This window comes from Legionella sp. ST3F1 (assembly GCF_048553315.1).
GTDB lineage: Bacteria > Pseudomonadota > Gammaproteobacteria > Legionellales > Legionellaceae > Tatlockia > Tatlockia donaldsonii.
Genome location: NZ_JBLZIO010000021.1, coordinates 53545 through 71522, shown reverse-complemented (window position 1 = coordinate 71522; position 17978 = coordinate 53545). Strand labels below are relative to the sequence as shown.

Sequence of the window (17978 nt, the reverse complement as noted above, 5' to 3'; positions counted from 1 at the left end):
TTCGCTAGCTTGAGTGTTTATGCCTCGATTTTTCGAGCATCGCAGCGGAGCATACATGTTAGTATGTGAGCAGCGAAACGCAGAAAATCGAGGCATAAGTGCCATGATAGTAGACACTAAGGGCTGTTTATCTTTCGCTAGCTTGAGTGTTTATGCCTCGATTTTTCGAGCATCGCAGCGGAGCATACATGTTAGTATGTGAGCAGCGAAGCGCAGAAAATCGAGGCATAAGCGCCAAGATAGTAGAAAGATAAATAGCCCGGCTTAGTTACATACACTTTTATAAGTAGCAACCAAACTATCAGGATTGGTAACGGGTAAATCGGTATCAGCACTCCACAGGATCACTCCCTTTAATTGTTTGGTTTTGATAAATTCGCAAACTGATTTAACTACAGCAGGCGATTGATAGCCTATAAATTGTTTAGCCACTGGATTATAAAGATAAGCTCCAGTAATAAAAGGGATGCCGGCAACATCATCTGCCGTCTGAATTTGATAACTTTTATAACCCAATTCATTCATCACTTTAGTCACAGAATTATAGGGTAATAGACCATCTTGTTTCGTATAAGCCGCTGTGAAATGGCTGGCACCACGCCAAGGTTGTTCAAAACCCGGATAACTGCTGTCATCACCTCGCTCAACACCGGAAAAACCTCGACCATAGGCAGCAAGACCAACCTGTAGTTTTTCCTTCGGCATACCATAAGTTAAAACCTGCTCAGTGATTGCGTCGGTTGCATAGTTGATAGCAAACTCATCTTTACGGCTCGTAGCTGGGTGCTTAAGATAAGCGTGAATAGACGTGTAAGGATCACCGCTTTGATTCCACGGGCCATGCAAATCATAAGTCATCACATTCACACTATCGACATAAGCGGCAATTTGTTTAAACCATCCGCCTTCGACTGATTGATTGATTCTTTCTAAATAGTCTTTATTTGCTGTGACGGTTACTGAAATATAAGCGTCACTCCCTAAGGTTTTGCGGCTGGCCTTGACTAAATCAAACAAACGTTTGTAATCCGTACTCGTTTTTGCATCTGGAGGTAACTGACCGCCAGTCTGCAAATCGATAGGTGGTTCAAAATCATAATCCACGCCCTTAAGATTTTTAAAATGAGTCATCCAGGCTTTAAATTGCATTAAAAATTTATCCTGATTAGCAAAAATGGCATCAAAAGTAGCGGTACTAATTCCCTTGTTTTCAATAGTATTTGCGCCACCGATTGCGATAATTCGCTTCGCTTTATATTTATTCGAATTAATAAAAGCACCAAAACTATTCAACTGGCCAACTCCTTTTTGATCAGTGTAATTAAACAACTCTTTCTCGCCGGTATTGCCATTGATCTGTACGGAGGCACAAGCCCCTTTATTCGCTTCACAGAAGGTTAAAAAATCCTTGGTTTCTGGTGGTAAAGGTGATATCCACGAGCCCTCTAAAGGTAACTCACCCCATAAATCATCAAAATGTAACAAACCAGACCACTCACTGGGAATCTGATAAACGGCTTGATTTGGATCATTGCTGTTCCATACCTGTAAAAAACTCCAGGCAACAACATCTGCTTTATTAAATTGGGCAACCATTGCAGGATTGCTGACATAGGATAATTGACCATAGGGCCGACCATTTTTATAAGCACCATCATATTCATAGGAATTTTCGCCATACATAGACCAGCTGGTGGTATATAAGGTTAAAGAGGCTTGTGCCGCCAGGGGTAACAGAGCAGAAATCAATGCCAGTAAAGCCATTTTTTTAAACATTTGCATAAACTCTCCAACAATTATCGGTGGTCAAATTTTAACTTTCCCACCAATTATCTAACCACTGTCATTCTTAACAGGGGGTTATAAAGTAAGTAATTGCTCCCCTATCGCTTTTGCTAGCGCTTGATACTTATTTTTAACTGCCAGTTTTTTATTTATTTTTTGAATGTGAAAATTAATGGTTCTTTCACTTAACTCAAGCTGTTGGGCCATCTCTTTCACAGAATATTCTTTCGCAATAAGCAACAAACATTGAATTTCTCGCTGTGTTAGACGAAACATCTGATTGGCTGATACCTCTTCAAGAAGATGTGTCTGGATATAGTGGTAATAATGATGCGCCGCCACGAAAAACTCATACTGCGCTTGAGCTTGTTGCAGATTACATTGTTCATTTTGCATCTGCACCAGTAATAAAACAGCAAAATTATTATGTGGACCATGAATTGGTATAGATAGGCCCGATTCAGCTCCAAAGGCAATCGAATCTAACCGCATTTTTCGTTCTAACTCAGAGGAGGCCTGAGCAAGTTGTTGTTCTAAACTCCAATAAATAGGTAAATGGTTGTTATAAACAAAGCTTAAGGTGCTATCGATGTCGTTATACTGCTCTTCAAGATAATGTTTATGCCAGACTTTAAAATTGACAGAAGACATATCGTATTTTAATTTATTGGCTGAATTGGGGTGATAAGCATAGTAGGTAAAAGAAAAGGTATTAATCCCTTTATTAGCTAAATAACGGCCTAAAGCCTCATCACATTCAGTAATGGTATTCGCTCGCACCAATTGATTTTCCAATTGCATTAGCAAATCATCCATGCTGATTCATCCGCCAGCAAGTCATCACGACAAGAAGAATATTGGCTAGAAAGATATAAAAGAAAAACCAGCTATAGCCCAGTGCCTGTTCCAATAGTCCGCTGACCGCACCAAAAAAAACATAACTCAATGCCATGGCAGCTGTGCAAATTGTATACATTGACATGGGGTAAATCCCTTTATTCGCAGTAGCTAAGAGATATCCCATATAACAACCATTCACTAAACCAAAGATTAGTTGATTAACCAGAATGGCTGCATAGATAAAATAAATATTGTGCTCATCGAAGGAGAGAAAAAAGAATAATAAATGCCCCATCAGTAAAAGGATTGTCGTATTTTTTAGGCAATCTGCCAACGTATAACGGCTAATTAGAAGGCCAGAAATAAAAACACCACTCATTAAAGCAAGGGAGCCCCCAATACCATAAATGGTTGCAAATTGAGATAAAGAAAGAGCCATTCCCTGTTTATCAAGTAAAAATAATGGAATAATTTTTTGCATTTGAGCATCAGAAAAATTATATAAGAATAAGAACCCTAATGCGGGATAGAATTCACGCTTACCAAGCAAGCTCTTACAAATAGTCAGATAACTACTTTGAGGCGTCTGGTGCTTGTAGTCCGTTTTTTCTGGTATTTTTACCCAATGATAGAGAGCAAATAGCAAGACAATTAGGCAGAGACTAGAAAAAAAGAGACTCCAGACATTAACCTTATACGCGATAGCCAGTCGACCAGCTAAAACCAATAATCCTCCTTTTATAAACAGACGCCCGAACTGATAAAAAACAGTACGTAATGGCACGTATTTTTTTTGCTGATGTCCATCCAAATTAAGCAAATAAAGGCCATCCGCCACAATATCGTGCAGTGCTGCAAAAAAAGCTAACCCAATAAAAAGTAGCGTGCTAATCACTACAAAATGAGTTTCATTACTAATTGCCAAGAGCAGGAATACAAAAGCCATCAATAATTGATTGAAGATCGTTAATTTTTTCTTACTTGCTTTTTGTTCCAAGAAAGGCGCCAATACTGGCTTAATAGCCCAGGGTATGATTAATAGACTACTGATTAATGCTGCGTGGAAATTATCCATCCCCTGTTGTTGATAAACGAGTATGGCAATCACAGTCACTACAAAATAGGGGATACTCTGTAAAAAGTATAAACTTGCTACCCATTGATACGCTTTTTCCGGGTGTACAGACACGTCCAACTCACAGATGGCTACAAAAAACCAAATTGTACATCATCTGAACAAAATTAGAAATATTAATGCTTTTTTTAATTCATCTGATAAGTGATATAGTGATAGCCATCTTAAATTTCCATTCAAGTATCATCGGCTCCCCTATTACAAAGCTGGTAAACTATTTATAAAGCTGGTATTGACTAAAATACCAACAATTTGCTCGCTGGTCTTAAATTTTAATTCTTAATAACGAGGCACTATGAACTGGATAAAATTAGGTTTTTCTATCTTATTAGTTAGTGGATTCATTGCCAGTCCCGCCTGCCTTGCTACCACGTCCTCAGCTACAGCAGTCTTTGTAACGCGCATTGACCAAGACGACCTGAAGAGATGGCAAAAGAAATGGGGAAGCCCAGAGGAATTTACTGTTCTCTTTTATACTCTGGTATTAGCAAATGAAATTCTTGACCAAAAAGACGATTACCAACTTAAACTTGCCAACATTTTTTTTACAGCCGATCTATACAAAGGCTATGAAAATGCCTATCAAATCAATAAAGAACTGCAAGATAGAACAAAGGAAATTGGCTGTCTTGATTTTCGCGTTTTAGCAGGCGGCAATGATACTGTTAACGGTTTTCAGGTAAAACAGGCCTGGACTCAAGGAAAATACACCGTTGTGCCTGTAAATGGTGGGATAAAAGCATTAGTGCTACTTAAAACCAATGCAGGCTGGCGAGTAGATGATCTTGTATATACCTGGGAAAAAGCGAGAGGCCCTGTAAGAAAAATAAAGGGCAGCTTACGCTCTCAATTGATTTACTGTAATAAACAATCTATTTCTTCTCAGAATAAAAACCAGCTGGATTGAGCTGAAAGACCAGGCAATTAACCTGCTTGGTCAAACACTTCCGCAAGCTTAGCTAATACGGCATCCACTTTAACCAATTTCATTGTGTCTTCACCATGAGCATGAGTACCCCATACATTAGTTTCCGGAGTTTTTTTCAAAATAGTAGTCACTGCTTCAGGATAACAATCAACTGCCAAGTGCCTATAGGTATAAGGCCCAGATACCGAGGAGGAAGTAACAGCGTGTAAAGCAACTACAGGCGTACCAACTGCCGCAGCCATATGAGAAGGTCCCGTGTCAGGACACAACAATGCTTGCGCTTGGCTGATTACCGCAAGCAATTGCTTAGGTTTTGTTTTACCTACTAAATCAATGCAGGGAACTTCCTTGATGATTGCATCGGCCAGCTCTCTATCATACTCACCCGGCCCCCCCGTTAGAACCACTTGCACTCGCCAACGTTTTATCGCTTCTTTGATCACGTCAATATAGCGTTCAACCAGCCAACTTCGCTCTGGTTTACTGGCAGCAGGGTTAACTAATAAAATAGGTCGTTGAGTCGGCAAATGAGCGCGTGCCCATTCATAGTCGGCCTCACCGATTGGGAGATCCCAACGCAAGCCGCTTTGCTCCAATCCAAGCACCTCAGCAAATTTTAGAAATCCGTCTAAAGTATGATCATGCCCAGGCTTGATGGTTTCACTAATAAACCATCCATGTCCATCTTTAGCACGTAGTTTGTCATAGCCGATTTTTCGCGTTGCCCGAATTAGTGGGTATAGTAGATTTGCTCGGAAACTTGCCTGAGCAGCTAATAAAACATCGAACTTTCTACCTGCCAACGTCTTCTTAAAATGCCAATAATCAGCCAGATTATTGGGTTTATTGATAACAATAAACTCAACCCCATCCATCCCTTCCACCAAATCATAAGCGGGGCGCGAAATAACCCAGGTCAGCGCGGCATCAGGCAATTTTGCTTGTAAGAGACGTATCAACGGAACAAGCATCAAAACATCGCCTAATGCAGATAAGCGCACAATGCAAATCGATTTAATCATTTTTTAATACAAAGCGTGAGCCACAATAAGGACAAACCTCGGTACCTGTTTTTTCAATCGGCAAATACACTTTCGGATGGGCATTCCATAATGCCATTTCATCAGTTGGGCAACTCAATGGTAAATCTTGTCGACGTACAACATAATTTTTTTTAGCGCACGCAAGTTGTTCTTTTGCAGACATCGTTTTCTCCCCTACAAAACTCAATCATTTTGTGCCCTATTATCCAATATTTCATTAATGAGCGCTATGATTTCACTAACAGTTGATGGATTTTCACAAGCAAAAAAAGTTGCTTCTTGCCAATGACGTAACCAGGTTAACTGTCTTTTAGCAAGCTGGCGTGTTGCTACAACCCCCTTATGACGTAGTGTTTCGAAATCATAATCACCTGCCAGATAATCAAATACCTGGCGATAACCCACACTGCGCATTGCGGGACAAGACGGCGACAATTGCCATTTTTGAAGCAATTGTTCTACTTCATTCACAAAACCTTGTTCAAGCATCTGCTCAAAACGTAAGGCTATTCTTTTATGTAACCAGGCTCTATCTTCAGGAAACAAAATCAGGTTCACAAATCGATAGGCTAATGCCTCTTTCTGTTCAGACCAAAACGATGATAAAGGTTTTCCGCTTACCTGATAAACCTCCAAGGCACGTTGAATACGCTGGGTATCATTGGGATGAATTCTTGCTGCCGATAAAGGATCAATTTGCATCAATTGCTGATGCAAGTATGCCCAGCCATACTCTTCTGCCTGCTGTAATAGTGAAGCACGAATCGTTTCATTCGCCTGAGGTAAAGTCGACAAGCCCTGCTGCAAGGCGTTAAAATACATCATCGTCCCCCCCACAAGTAAAGGGATCTTGCCCCGCGTAAAAATCGCTCTGCACAGAGTAAACACATCGGTACAAAACTGAGCGGCAGAATAACTTTCTGTCGGATCAATGATATCAATTAAATGGTGTGGTACCTGTAATAATTCTTCCGGCGTGGGTTTGGCAGTACCAATGTTCATTTCCCTGTAGACCATTGCGGAATCAACACTGATAATTTCAAAAGGAAAATGCTTTATTAATTCACTGGCTAACGCTGTTTTTCCAGAGGCTGTTGGCCCCATTAAGCAAAAAAGAATTTCAGGCATTTAACAAACTCTCACACAGTGTAGTCGATAACTGTCTGCACCAAACAGGCAACTCTTTTGCATTATACAAAGTTTGCAGATAGACGCATAAAATCTCTGTTTCCTCTGGTAAGGCTTGGTACGCATTAAACAATTGACATAAACTCAATAACTCAATCAATTGCTGATTTGTAGGCGAACTTAACTTAAAAACGAGTGCAAGAAAACGCTTAATATCAAGATGGGGCACAGCCATTGGCAAAGAGCGAACCAACATCGCATTTTCACCAGCTAAAGCCAATTCTACTCCTACTTGATTCAATGATTGGCGATAATGATTGATCCTATCCGGGCTAAATTCCTTAATAGGGTAACTAATAGGCACCAACAGTGGGCGGCTGGCTAAGGGCAATGATTCCTGCGCCAATATTGATAATAACCAATGGCGTTGCAATTTCTCGATATCGACTAAATAGGGCTGTTCTTGTATAAAAACTAATGCATAAGCAGTATTTAAAGTGATCCAGTGAGTTGTCACTGCAGCACTTTGTTCAATTTTCTTAATCGAAAGGGGTAAGGATAGATAGTTTTCGTGAATTTGCTGCCCCGTTGTGATTTCTTTCACCGATGATTGCTGGTAACCACAGGATGTTGCTGGTACTGCCAAAGCCTGCTGAATTTGAGAAGTGATAAAATCGTGTACCAGCCGTGGTTGCTGAAAACGCACCTCATGCTTAGTAGGATGAACATTAACATCTACCTCTGCTGGATTTAATGTCAGGTACAACAAACAAGCTGGATATCGACCTGGATACAGTAAACTTTCATAGGCTCGTTTAACCGCATGATTTAACAATTTATCTTTAACCATGCGGGCATTCACATAGACCCATTGTTTATCGCTCTGACTACTCTGATACGCAGCATTGCTAACCCAACCATGTAAACGCATTCCAGCGTGCTCTACATCAAGATATATTGCTTGCTCAATAAAGGTTTTTCCTAATAATTTCTGTATACGTTGCAATCTAGTTTGGGCACAATGTGCCGCTGGTAAATTTAATCGTTGTTTTCCATTATGAGTTAGGTTAAGTGCTATTGCAGGCGCACTCAAAGCGAACCGCTTAACCACTGCCTCTATTGCCTGAAATTCACTTTGCTCGGTTTTTAAAAATTTTTTCCTGACGGGTGCATTAAAAAAAATATCGCGTACATCGACAGTCGTTCCCTGATTACGGGCACAGGGTGTCATATGAATCGCCCGACCATCACTGCTAAGCATCATGCCGTGTTCCTGGCTCACAGGCCTGGAACTGATAGTGAGACGCGAGATGGATGCGATACTCGCCAGGGCTTCACCGCGAAATCCCATACTGGCAATAGAGTATAAATCACTAAGCTGTTTAATTTTACTTGTTGCGTGGGCAGCAATTGCCAAGGGTAGATCCTCAGCAACAATACCAATCCCATTATCAGTGATTTTAATTTGATTCAGGCCACCATAACCAATATCAATACTGATCATATCAGCCTGGGCATCCAATGAATTCTCTAATAACTCTTTAACCACAGAAGCAGGGCGTTCAATCACTTCACCTGCGGCAATTTGATTGGCTACGGTTACTGGTAATTGCTCAATTCTCATCATGTCAACGCAGGTATAACAAGTTTTTGCCCTATTTTTAGCTGCGAACTTGATAAATGATTTACCGCTTGTAACACCGCGACTGACATATGATATTGCGCAGCAATTCTAGGCAACGACTCACCACTACGCACTATATGGATTTTACTATTGCCAGCCAAAGCTTCTATACGTGTGCCGTGCGGAGGATAATCCCAAAAATAACGTTTCAAACCTTGGAAAATCGCCTCCGTTAGATGAGTCTGGTAGGCAGGATTTGTTAGGTTACTTTCTTCGCGAGGATTAGAGATAAAACCTGTTTCAATCAAAATGGAAGGAATATCCGGTGATTTTAATACCATAAAACGAGCTTGCTCAACTTTATGATTATGTAAATTGGTTATCCTATCGAGATCACGTAATACTCTTTCTCCCATATGTAAACTGGCACCAATGGTCGCTGTTTGCGACAAATCAATTAATACCGTACGTACTAATCCACTTTGATCATCTAGTTCTGATAAATTGACACCGCCCAACTCGGAATAGTTTTCCTTCTCAGCTAACCATCGAGCTGCTTCACTGGTTGCCCCCGATTGTGATAAAGCAAAAACAGAAGCGCCATTAGATTGCTGATTGATGAAAGCATCTGCATGGATCGAGACGAAGACATCGGCATTATATTTCCGGGCAATGGTTAAACGCTCGCGTAAGCCAATATAATAATCGCCGTTTCGCGTTAATACCGCCCGCATACCAGGTTGCCTATCGATGATTTGTTTCAACTTTTGCGCGATTCTAAGAGTAACCTCTTTTTCCATCGTGCGTCTTGGTCCACTAGCACCAGGATCTTTCCCGCCATGCCCGGGATCGAGTACGACAACAACATCCCGCAGCGTTTTCCCGGGTTCATGGCGAGCCGATACCGGTGCTTTCGCTGTATTATTTGTTGCCCTACTTCTGTTGACAGGCACAGTGGATGACGTTGAGCGGCCCTGCAAATTACCATTTGCAGAAAGATCTAATGAAAAGCCGTGTTTTGACGATGCTGAACGATGCATAGGATTCGTCCTGGTCATGACAGCCTGACTGACCTCAAAAACCAGACGCAGGGTTTGTGGATTTGGGCGGCCACTACGAATATATTTGATTAACTGCCTACCCAAATTAACTCGATTCAGGTTCACCGACAAATCAGTGCCCTCAAAATCAATCACCACACGATTGGGATTTGTGAGCGTGAATACTCTGTGCGTAACCGCTTCATCCAGAGTAAACAGTACAGAAGGATTCCCTGACTGTTGCTTAATCTCAATAGATAACAATTTTGCTGCCATCAAAGTCGAACACCAGACTATCAATAAGCAAATACTAGTTATGCGTATCTTCATTGTTTACCTGCAAGGCAAGACAAAATTAATTCTCCAGCGGCAGTTGTTGCGGTTAAAGTCAACGAACGGCCACTCCCCTCAATAGTAAAGGCAAAATTAATATCAACATGTCCCAAACTTTGACCGGCTCGTTCAGGCCATTCAATACAACAGATTGCATCAGTCAAAAAATAATCTCTAAAACCAATATACTCCAGCTCTGTTTCATCGTGAATACGGTAGAGATCAAAATGATGTACTTGTAAATACTGGCATTGGTAGCTTTCAAGCAATGAAAAAGTCGGACTTTTAATAGCTGATTTAACGCCTAGAGCTCGCAACATAGCGCGGATAAACGTCGTTTTCCCTGCGCCTATCTCACCACTAAAGGTCAACACTAAGGGAGCAGTTAAGCAAGCTGCCAAGCGTACTGCAAGCGCTTCGGAATATTGCACATCAGGCAAAGCAATGCAATCAACTTTGACCATAAAAACTCATTTTATTCTTGATAAATAATTAACCTGACGACGTAGATAAGGCATTAAATCACTAGCCAACAATCCACGCTCACCCATTACAGCGGCTGCGGCATCTGCAGCACTGGCATGTATCCATACACCCAATTTGACAGCCTCAGCAAGTGCCAGGCCTTGGGCAATTAAGCCTGCAATGACACCACTAAGGGCGTCACCCATTCCTGCGCTCGCCATACCGGGATTACCATCAGCACAAAGATACACACCAGGCTCATCCGTGCACACCATTGAACCTACGCCTTTCAGGACAACATTTCCCCCATATTGCTGTTGTAGCGTCAATATTGTTTGATACCTATCTTTTTGAATCTCTGCAGTAGAACATTGGAGCAAACTGGCTGCTTCTCCTGGATGAGGCGTCAAGATCCAATTATCATCATGTTGAGGATTCTGAGCGAGTAGCCGTAAGGCTGAAGCATCAATAACCATTGGTAATTGAGAAGCAATTGCCTGGTTAAATAAAACCTTTGCCCACTCATCCTCACCAAGACCAGGACCAATAATACAGACAGTTGCCCTGGCAATAAGCGGCAAAAGCTCAACAGCTTCTTCAATGCCATAAATCATTGCTTCTGGTAATAAAGGTAAAACTTGCCCTGCATATTCCGGTCTGGTAGCAATAGTTACCAAACCAGCACCCACCCGTAAAGCAGCATTTGCCGCCAAATAAACTGAACCGGGCATACCATGCCCACCACCAATAACCAAGACGTGGCCAAAATGGCCTTTATGAGAGTTTTTTAAACGTCGTGGAAGTAAAGCATGGCCTAAATTTTCATCCAAGAGATAGGCAGCAGGTTTAATCTTTACCAAACAAGATTCAAGTTGCAGACTATGACAAACTAATTCACCACAATGATCAGGTCCATCCAGGGTCATTAATCCAAGCTTGTAAGCGATGAATGTCACTGTAGCATTCGCTTTGACAGCTACCCCCTTCACGGAACCTGTATCGGCATTTAAACCTGAAGGGACATCAAGGGCCAATACTGGCAAACCACTGTCATTGATCTGAGTAATCGCTGTCGCTATTGGACCATGCACATCGCCTTGCAAACCAATTCCTAATAAGGCATCAACAATTAACTCCGCCTCAGGGTCTATAGCATCATCAAGGCACTGACAGGAAACACCAGCAGCAATTGCAGCTGCAGCTGCTCTGGCTGCAGGCGGTAGCAAATCCTCTATGGTTTTGTGTTGATTGACAACAACGGAATACCCTTTTTTGTGCGCAAGGCGGGCGAGAACATAACCATCACCAGCGTTATTACCACTGCCACAGAAAATGGCTAAAGTACGTACTGTGGGGTATAACATGGACAAGGTAGAAAAGGCGCTGGTTCCCGCGCGAACCATTAACTCATCTTCAGACAATCCTAAATCATTCGTAGCCATCTCTTCACATAAACGAATGTGTTTGGCCTGATAAAGAGCAACCTTTGATGTAGTCATGGCCTTGTTATGCTCCGTTAGCTAGCAGGAATTCACTTGTCAATTCTTCGGGACTTACGAACAACAGTCAATCTCTTCGCTAAAATTTAATGTTAATTCGGTCATTTAGTACAGCTAAACGCCCTCATTAACACTTAAATTTTGCCTCGACCCCGATGTGTTTCGTAAGTCCTGTTTTTATCGTTGAGGCGAGTGATTTGCTAAAACGCTCACAAATCACCTGCCTTAGGAATTGACAGCTTAAGCGTCTAATCTTTTTTTACAAGGGTTAACGAAGGTTTACTACGCCCTTTTATTTCAGCTTTTGCTGTCGGTGGTGGCGGGGGTTCACCGGTATCTTCACCAAACTCCATTCCCCTACCATTTTCTTTGGCATAGATGGCAAGTACTGCAGCTGGAACTATAAATATCTGCACACTATGACCAGAAAATCGCGCAGTAAATACTATTCTATCGTTTTCAAGATGCAAACCACGACATGCCTTGGGTGAAATATTTAATACTATTCGCCCACTATTAACATGCTCCTGTGGAACCTGTACCCCGGGATAGGCTGCGTTTACCAATATATACGGCGTCAGATCATTATCAACAATCCAATCATAAATGGCACGAATCAGATAAGGCTTATTAGAGGTCATATTCATCATTAGGCCGCCCTTAATTGCCTCTCAGCGTCTGTCAAGCTTGCCTGGAATGAATCGCGTTTAAATAAACGTTGCATATAAGCATGCAATCCCTTCATCTTGGCAGGTATTTCTATACCCAGCTGGGGTAGACGCCACAATAATGGTGCGAGAGCACAATCCAGTAAAGAAAATTCATCACTTAAAAAGTAAGGTTTATCAGCAAAGATCGGTTCCAAACTTACCAGGCTATCAAATAAATGTGTACGCGCTTCTTCTTGATCAACGCCCGCTTTAATGCGTTGCAGTAAATAGTACCAATCCTGCTCAATCCGATGCATCATCTTTCGTGTTTCTGCACGAGCAACCGGATATACAGGTAAAAGTGGTGGATGAGGAAAGCGCTCATCTAAATATTCCATAATAATACGGGCTTCATACAAAACCAATTCGCGATCGAGCAGGGTAGGAATAGTACCATAGGGGTTTACAGCAACTAATTCATTAGGAGCTTCCCCTTGTTTAGCGTGAAGGATCTCAACATTTACACCCTTTTCTGCCAATACAATACGAACTTGATGACTATAAATATCATCATTATCAGAATACAAAGACATAATCGTGCGCTTTGCAACAATAGCCATCAGCAACTCCTCATCAATCGTTAAACCATACTTTACAGCAGGTTAAAGAGCAGCATTTTACCACAATTTTACCTAGCGTGATGAACCTAGTATGACAATTTGTCATTTCGCTATAAATAAGTCAATTTTGTTTTGCAAATCAACCACGAAATCCCTGTTACGATCGATGACCAGAAACGTACTGTCGAATTGGTCATTAAGGATCAATGGAGCTTTTTCCAATATGCTTTCTTGAGTTGATACGCCACGACTAAGAATATACTTAAAAAAATCAGCACAATTATTCCTAAATGATAACGTACTAATTTTACAGGTTCGCCGACATAGACAAGAAAAGTCACCAAATCTTGCAAAGCGCTATCGAACTGCTGCTGATTTATTTCTCCATTTTCTACAAGAACTAAATGAGAGATCGTCGACGTTTTAGGATCACCCTCCCTTACCGCAATCACTTTTCCGGCAAGTGGAGCTAAAACATTCGGCATTGCCACCTCTGGTACCAATAAATTATTAGCGCCAAAAGGTCTTGAATCATCCGCATAAAAACTCTTCAGATAAGTATAAATCCACTCTGGACCACGTTCGCGTGCTGACAAAGACAAATCGGGTGGGGTAATGCCAAACCATTGCCGGGAATCAGCAGCCGGCATACTAATATGAATAGGATCATGGACTGTAGCACTGGTAAAAATGAGATTATTAACTAACAAATCTTTATCCAGTTCACCATCAAAGGTCGTTAACCCAAGATCTTTTGCCATACGGCTATAACGCATATACCGCAGCGAATGGCAGCCAGAACAATAATTCATAAATAATTTTGCGCCTCGCTGTATTTTAGCCTGATCATCGATGTCTATATCAATTGACGACATCTCAATCTTGCTAACAGTAGCCGCCTGTAGCAAAGAACTCATTAACAAACTGAGTAAGTAAGTAACTATCCGACCCTTGCTCATCCATCTATCCTCTCAGGTACTGTTTTATGCTGCTCATAACGACTGTAAAAAGGCATCAATAGAAAATAAGCAAAATAAATAACTGTGCAAATTCTAGCTAAATACTGCTTCAGCGGGGTCACTTGCACCGTCCCCAAATAACCTAGAATGCAAAAACTAATTACAAAAGTAATTAAGGCATATTTCGAATAATTTCCCTTGTAACGCATGGCCCGGACAGGGCTTCTATCCAACCAGGGTATGAATAATAAAATTAATATTGCTGCTCCCATAGCAATCACACCTGTTAGCTTATGTGGGATAGCGCGCAAAATGGCATAAAAGGGTGTCATATACCATACAGGAGCAATATGTTCCGGCGTTACCATTGGATTTGCCGGAGCAAAATTAGCATACTCTAGAAAATACCCGCCCATTTCAGGGATAAAAAACACTACTGCAAAAAAACCAATCAAAAAGACAATGACACCGACTAAATCCTTCACGGTAAAATAAGGATGAAAAGGAATGCCATCAAGTGGCTTACCTTCTTCATTCAGATGCTTCTTGATTTCGATTCCTTGTGGATTATTAGACCCAACTTTGTGGAGAGCAATAATATGCAAGAAAACCAGTACGAGCAGTAAAATAGGAATACCAACAACATGTAAAGCAAAAAAACGCTGTAAGGTCGCATTAGCAACATTGAAATCACCGCGTAACCAAGTTGCCAAACCATCACCTATATATGGAATTGCCCCAAACAGGGAAGTAATGACTTGTGCCCCCCAATAAGACATCTGTCCCCAGGGAAGTAGATAACCAAAAAAAGCCTCCGCCATGAGTAGAATAAAGAGGGCCATACCCAAAAGCCAGATCAGTTCTCTTGGCTTTTGGTAGGAGCCATACAATAATCCCCTAAACATGTGTAAATAAACAACTATAAAAAATGCGGAAGCACCCGTTGAGTGCATATAACGCAGTAACCAACCATAATTGACATCACGCATGATGTACTCAACAGAAGAAAAAGCCTGTTCAGAGGTTGGTGTATAGAACATAGTCAGCCATAAGCCAGTGACTAATTGATTGACCAATACCACCATAGCCAGGGAACCAAAATAATAGAAGAAATTCAGATTTTTGGGAGCATAGTATTCACTGACATGGCTTTTCCATGTACTAAGCAGTGGAAAACGGGCATCCACCCAATTGATCAAAGCCTTCATGCTATTATCCTTCTTCTTTGTCCTGCCCAATTACAATGACATGCTCGCTGATAAACTGGTATGGAGGAACCTCCAGATTAATGGGTGCTGGAACCCCTTTAAATACTCTGCCAGCCAGATCAAACGTTGAACCATGACAAGGACAATAAAAACCACCTGGCCAATTAGGACCAAGTTCATTGTCGACGGGGGTATATTTTGGCGAGCAACCTAGATGCGTACACACCCCTACCAGTATTAAATATTCCGGTTTTATCGAACGATATTGATTTTTTGCATAAGTTGGTTGCTGATCAACCAATGAATCCGGATCCCGTAATTGCTCATCATGACCGCTAAGCTGCTGTAACATTTCCTTGGTACGTCGAATAATCCAGACGGGTCTTCCCCGCCATTCAACCGTCACCTGTTGCCCCGGCTCTATCTTGGAAAGATCAACCTGCACAGGCGCACCAGCCGCTTGTGCTTTTGCACTAGGGAACCATGAAGCAACAAAAGGGGTTAATGCACAGGCAACACCGACGCCTCCTAATAGGCTAGTCGTCGTCACTAAAAAATGACGTCGTTGTTCATCAATTTCTTCCTCACTGGGAATATCATCACTACTAGGGTTGGGATCAACATTATCAATCACGGTCATTTCGTCCTGGTTTCTGTCCCTGAGTCCGTCCTCCTGGCAGACACACTCTTCCGACAGGAAAAAATATAAATCCAGTTATAACAAAGAATTAAGTATTTGGAAACGCCCTTGTAAATTACCTGAGCAATCGTCCTGGTATTTTAGCTAAAGTTAAACCGGGTATTAAAACAGGAGATAGTAGACTTTCTTTGGAAACTCGCTACAGCGAGAGATGCGAGGAGACACAGGGCGCAGAATCGGGGTTTACACATGAAATACATCAGGATTCGAGCCACGCAGCGACGAAACAATTCTCTTCTATTGTAGAGTTTCCGAATAAGCTATATGAGAATACGACCACAGTAGGAGCAAGCCTGAGTAAAAAAACAGACAGGATACCATAAACGGTACAAGGGTTAGTGTAATTCCAGGAAAGAACCAGAGGATAAAAAAACCCTGCTTCTGCAGGGTTTTCTTAGAACAATTAACGCTTGGAGTACTGTGTTGCACGACGTGCTTTGTGCAAACCAACTTTCTTTCTTTCCACGCGTCGCGAATCTGTTGTCATCAAGCCACGAGCACGCAGTTTTCGACGGTAAGAGTTAGGATTGGGTTCCGCACCCTCAACCAGATCAGACTCGTCATAGGCCACTAGCGCACGCGCGATACCCAAACGAACAGCGCCTGCCTGACCAGAGATACCTCCGCCAGCGACTGTTGCATAAACGTCGAATTTGCCCATAACTTCCACTGTTTCCAGTGGTTGGCATACAACCATGCAAGAAGTCTCGCGACCGAAATAATCTTCTAAAGCACGATTATTGATCACGATTTGACCTTTACCAGGGCGTAAAAACACTCTGGCCGTTGAGCTTTTTCTACGGCCGGTACCGTAATATTGCTGTCTTTCAGCCATAATACTTATTCCTCAATCTCAAGTTGCTTGGGTTGCTGTGCTGTATGCGGATGCTCATTACCGGCATACACTTTCAGTTTACGGTACATTTCTCTACCTAAAGGATTCTTTGGAAGCATCCCCTTCACTGCCAGCTCGATAATACGCACAGGGTTCTTTGCCTGTAATTTATCGAAAGAAATTGATTTGATACCACCAGGAAATTCTGAGTGGTGGTAATAAATCTTTTCTTTGAATTTGCGACCAGTAACAGTCACTTTCTCCGCATTGGTTACAACGATATAGTCCCCTGTATCAACATGAGGGGTATACTCAGCCTTGTGCTTGCCTCTTAAACGACGAGCAATCTCAGTAGCAAGACGACCTAAAACTTTGTCGCTAGCATCGACTACATACCAGTCACGTTTGACTTCGTGTGTCTTGGCGCTAAATGTCTTCATTAAATAACTCCGTACCGCCTTATTGGTAATCTTTCAATCTTGGACGGGCGATTTTAACCAAAACCGTGCTAACCTACAAGTAAAATGAAATAAATTCTTGCAAGGTTTTACAATTTGGCTGAAAGATATACGTTTAATTGGGGATTAGCAAACGTTCAACTGAATGACCAGCAACCAAATGGTTGTCTATAATTTCATCAATATCCGCCGTTGTTGCATAGTTATACCAAACCCCTTCTGGATAAATCACGATACAGGGTCCGGCACTACACCGACCAAGACACGCAGATTTACTTACTCTTATTTTACCAGGACCATGCAAGCCCAGCTCTAATAATTTTGTTTTCATGTAATCAAAAAACAACTCTCCGCCTGTGTTTGCGCAACATTGCTTACCAGCAGCTTTTTGATTAGTGCATAGAAAAACATGCTTTGTATAATGGGTCAAAAGACTACTTACCTCGTTCCTCAATTTTGGTTTTTAATTTGAGCCCAGGTTTAAAGGTAACAACACGTCGTGCTACTACCGGAATTTCTTCCCCTGTCTTAGGGTTCCTACCTGGTCTCTGTGGCTTATCACGTAAGGTAAAATTACCAAATCCTGATAATTTAACATGCTGGCCATTTTCAAGAGCATGCCTTAGTGTTTCATAAAACTCTTCAACCATTTCTTTTGCATCAGGTCTGGTCAATTTTAACTCATCACATAAAGTTTCTGCAATCACTGCCTTACTTAGTGCATTCAC

General features: G+C 41.7%; 20 protein-coding genes. 1 reads left to right on the top strand and 19 read right to left on the bottom strand.

Annotation, left to right across the window (positions count from 1 at the left end; genetic code table 11):
• Positions 1 to 264: 264 nt before the first annotated feature.
• From ACN4Z1_RS13400 to ACN4Z1_RS13390, 3 genes are all read right to left on the bottom strand, one after another.
• Positions 265 to 1782 carry a glycoside hydrolase family 18 protein gene (locus tag ACN4Z1_RS13400; RefSeq protein WP_228362778.1) on the bottom strand — a complete coding sequence of 506 codons (1518 nt, stop codon included), beginning with the start codon at positions 1780 to 1782 and terminating at the stop codon, positions 265 to 267.
• Positions 1783 to 1860: 78 nt separating this feature from the next.
• Positions 1861 to 2601: a helix-turn-helix transcriptional regulator gene (locus tag ACN4Z1_RS13395; protein ID WP_115220433.1), complete on the bottom strand. Its 741-nt coding sequence runs from the start codon at positions 2599 to 2601 to the stop codon at positions 1861 to 1863.
• On the bottom strand, positions 2594 to 3814 hold the full coding sequence (locus ACN4Z1_RS13390; protein WP_228362779.1) for an MFS transporter: 1221 nt from the start codon (positions 3812 to 3814) through the stop codon (positions 2594 to 2596). Before ACN4Z1_RS13390 ends, ACN4Z1_RS13395 begins: the two co-directional genes overlap by 8 nt.
• A gap of 241 nt (positions 3815 to 4055) precedes the next feature.
• On the opposite strand from ACN4Z1_RS13390, the gene ACN4Z1_RS13385 reads away from it, so the two are divergent.
• The gene (locus ACN4Z1_RS13385) at positions 4056 to 4667 is read left to right on the top strand and encodes a hypothetical protein (protein WP_228362780.1); all 612 of its coding nucleotides are present in this window, start codon (positions 4056 to 4058) and stop codon (positions 4665 to 4667) included.
• Positions 4668 to 4684: 17 nt separating this feature from the next.
• Here the strand turns inward: ACN4Z1_RS13385 and ACN4Z1_RS13380 are convergent, their stop codons facing one another.
• From ACN4Z1_RS13380 to ACN4Z1_RS13305, 16 genes are all read right to left on the bottom strand, one after another.
• Complete coding sequence (locus tag ACN4Z1_RS13380; RefSeq protein ID WP_228362781.1) at positions 4685 to 5710, bottom strand: glycosyltransferase family 9 protein; 1026 nt, start codon at positions 5708 to 5710, stop codon at positions 4685 to 4687.
• Positions 5703 to 5894 (bottom strand): zinc-finger domain-containing protein, encoded by a 192-nt coding sequence (locus ACN4Z1_RS13375; RefSeq protein ID WP_058447536.1) that lies wholly within the window; start codon positions 5892 to 5894, stop codon positions 5703 to 5705. The genes ACN4Z1_RS13380 and ACN4Z1_RS13375 overlap by 8 nt, the downstream gene beginning before the upstream one ends.
• Before the next feature lie 20 nt (positions 5895 to 5914).
• Positions 5915 to 6859, bottom strand: a complete 945-nt coding sequence (miaA, locus tag ACN4Z1_RS13370) for a tRNA (adenosine(37)-N6)-dimethylallyltransferase MiaA (protein WP_228362782.1) — start codon at positions 6857 to 6859, stop codon at positions 5915 to 5917.
• On the bottom strand, positions 6852 to 8486 hold the full coding sequence (gene mutL, locus ACN4Z1_RS13365) for a DNA mismatch repair endonuclease MutL (protein ID WP_228362783.1): 1635 nt from the start codon (positions 8484 to 8486) through the stop codon (positions 6852 to 6854). The genes miaA and mutL overlap by 8 nt, the downstream gene beginning before the upstream one ends.
• Positions 8483 to 9799: an N-acetylmuramoyl-L-alanine amidase gene (locus ACN4Z1_RS13360; RefSeq protein ID WP_419388193.1), complete on the bottom strand. Its 1317-nt coding sequence runs from the start codon at positions 9797 to 9799 to the stop codon at positions 8483 to 8485. The genes mutL and ACN4Z1_RS13360 overlap by 4 nt, the downstream gene beginning before the upstream one ends.
• Positions 9800 to 9849: 50 nt before the next feature.
• Positions 9850 to 10320 carry a tRNA (adenosine(37)-N6)-threonylcarbamoyltransferase complex ATPase subunit type 1 TsaE gene (tsaE, locus tag ACN4Z1_RS13355; protein ID WP_115220425.1) on the bottom strand — a complete coding sequence of 157 codons (471 nt, stop codon included), beginning with the start codon at positions 10318 to 10320 and terminating at the stop codon, positions 9850 to 9852.
• A gap of 6 nt (positions 10321 to 10326) precedes the next feature.
• A complete protein-coding gene (locus ACN4Z1_RS13350) occupies positions 10327 to 11820 on the bottom strand; it encodes an NAD(P)H-hydrate dehydratase (protein ID WP_419388192.1) in 1494 nt (497 codons plus the stop codon).
• Positions 11821 to 12068: 248 nt separating this feature from the next.
• Positions 12069 to 12467 (bottom strand): ClpXP protease specificity-enhancing factor, encoded by a 399-nt coding sequence (locus tag ACN4Z1_RS13345; RefSeq protein WP_115222636.1) that lies wholly within the window; start codon positions 12465 to 12467, stop codon positions 12069 to 12071.
• 2 nt (positions 12468 to 12469) lie between these two features.
• Entirely contained in the window at positions 12470 to 13090 is a 621-nt protein-coding gene (gene sspA, locus ACN4Z1_RS13340; protein ID WP_115220423.1) for a stringent starvation protein SspA, read from the bottom strand.
• Between the two features lie 203 nt (positions 13091 to 13293).
• Positions 13294 to 14049 (bottom strand): cytochrome c1, encoded by a 756-nt coding sequence (locus tag ACN4Z1_RS13335; RefSeq protein WP_370634512.1) that lies wholly within the window; start codon positions 14047 to 14049, stop codon positions 13294 to 13296.
• Positions 14046 to 15257 (bottom strand): cytochrome b, encoded by a 1212-nt coding sequence (locus ACN4Z1_RS13330; RefSeq protein ID WP_228362786.1) that lies wholly within the window; start codon positions 15255 to 15257, stop codon positions 14046 to 14048. The genes ACN4Z1_RS13335 and ACN4Z1_RS13330 overlap by 4 nt, the downstream gene beginning before the upstream one ends.
• 4 nt (positions 15258 to 15261) lie before the next feature.
• On the bottom strand, positions 15262 to 15897 hold the full coding sequence (gene petA / locus ACN4Z1_RS13325; RefSeq protein WP_115220421.1) for a ubiquinol-cytochrome c reductase iron-sulfur subunit: 636 nt from the start codon (positions 15895 to 15897) through the stop codon (positions 15262 to 15264).
• A 463-nt stretch (positions 15898 to 16360) separates the two neighbouring features.
• Positions 16361 to 16792 carry a 30S ribosomal protein S9 gene (gene rpsI / locus ACN4Z1_RS13320; RefSeq protein WP_115220420.1) on the bottom strand — a complete coding sequence of 144 codons (432 nt, stop codon included), beginning with the start codon at positions 16790 to 16792 and terminating at the stop codon, positions 16361 to 16363.
• Between the two features lie 5 nt (positions 16793 to 16797).
• Positions 16798 to 17232, bottom strand: coding sequence for a 50S ribosomal protein L13 (gene rplM, locus ACN4Z1_RS13315; protein WP_115220419.1), 435 nt, complete (start codon positions 17230 to 17232; stop codon positions 16798 to 16800).
• Between the two features lie 133 nt (positions 17233 to 17365).
• Positions 17366 to 17680, bottom strand: coding sequence for a (2Fe-2S) ferredoxin domain-containing protein (locus tag ACN4Z1_RS13310; protein ID WP_115220418.1), 315 nt, complete (start codon positions 17678 to 17680; stop codon positions 17366 to 17368).
• Between the two features lie 4 nt (positions 17681 to 17684).
• On the bottom strand, positions 17685 to 17978 hold the full coding sequence (locus ACN4Z1_RS13305; protein ID WP_058447549.1) for an integration host factor subunit alpha: 294 nt from the start codon (positions 17976 to 17978) through the stop codon (positions 17685 to 17687).

Coding starts and splice junctions, on each gene's coding strand:
- ACN4Z1_RS13400 (WP_228362778.1), bottom strand. CDS start 1,782: ATGCAAATGTTTAAAAAAATGGCTTTACTGGCATTGATTTCTGCTCTG.
- ACN4Z1_RS13395 (WP_115220433.1), bottom strand. CDS start 2,601: ATGGATGATTTGCTAATGCAATTGGAAAATCAATTGGTGCGAGCGAAT.
- ACN4Z1_RS13385 (WP_228362780.1), top strand. CDS start 4,056: ATGAACTGGATAAAATTAGGTTTTTCTATCTTATTAGTTAGTGGATTC.
- ACN4Z1_RS13380 (WP_228362781.1), bottom strand. CDS start 5,710: ATGATTAAATCGATTTGCATTGTGCGCTTATCTGCATTAGGCGATGTT.
- ACN4Z1_RS13375 (WP_058447536.1), bottom strand. CDS start 5,894: ATGTCTGCAAAAGAACAACTTGCGTGCGCTAAAAAAAATTATGTTGTA.
- miaA (WP_228362782.1), bottom strand. CDS start 6,859: ATGCCTGAAATTCTTTTTTGCTTAATGGGGCCAACAGCCTCTGGAAAA.
- mutL (WP_228362783.1), bottom strand. CDS start 8,486: ATGATGAGAATTGAGCAATTACCAGTAACCGTAGCCAATCAAATTGCC.
- ACN4Z1_RS13360 (WP_419388193.1), bottom strand. CDS start 9,799: ATGGCAGCAAAATTGTTATCTATTGAGATTAAGCAACAGTCAGGGAAT.
- tsaE (WP_115220425.1), bottom strand. CDS start 10,320: ATGGTCAAAGTTGATTGCATTGCTTTGCCTGATGTGCAATATTCCGAA.
- ACN4Z1_RS13350 (WP_419388192.1), bottom strand. CDS start 11,820: ATGACTACATCAAAGGTTGCTCTTTATCAGGCCAAACACATTCGTTTA.
- ACN4Z1_RS13345 (WP_115222636.1), bottom strand. CDS start 12,467: ATGAATATGACCTCTAATAAGCCTTATCTGATTCGTGCCATTTATGAT.
- sspA (WP_115220423.1), bottom strand. CDS start 13,090: ATGGCTATTGTTGCAAAGCGCACGATTATGTCTTTGTATTCTGATAAT.
- ACN4Z1_RS13335 (WP_370634512.1), bottom strand. CDS start 14,049: ATGAGCAAGGGTCGGATAGTTACTTACTTACTCAGTTTGTTAATGAGT.
- ACN4Z1_RS13330 (WP_228362786.1), bottom strand. CDS start 15,257: ATGAAGGCTTTGATCAATTGGGTGGATGCCCGTTTTCCACTGCTTAGT.
- petA (WP_115220421.1), bottom strand. CDS start 15,897: ATGACCGTGATTGATAATGTTGATCCCAACCCTAGTAGTGATGATATT.
- rpsI (WP_115220420.1), bottom strand. CDS start 16,792: ATGGCTGAAAGACAGCAATATTACGGTACCGGCCGTAGAAAAAGCTCA.
- rplM (WP_115220419.1), bottom strand. CDS start 17,232: ATGAAGACATTTAGCGCCAAGACACACGAAGTCAAACGTGACTGGTAT.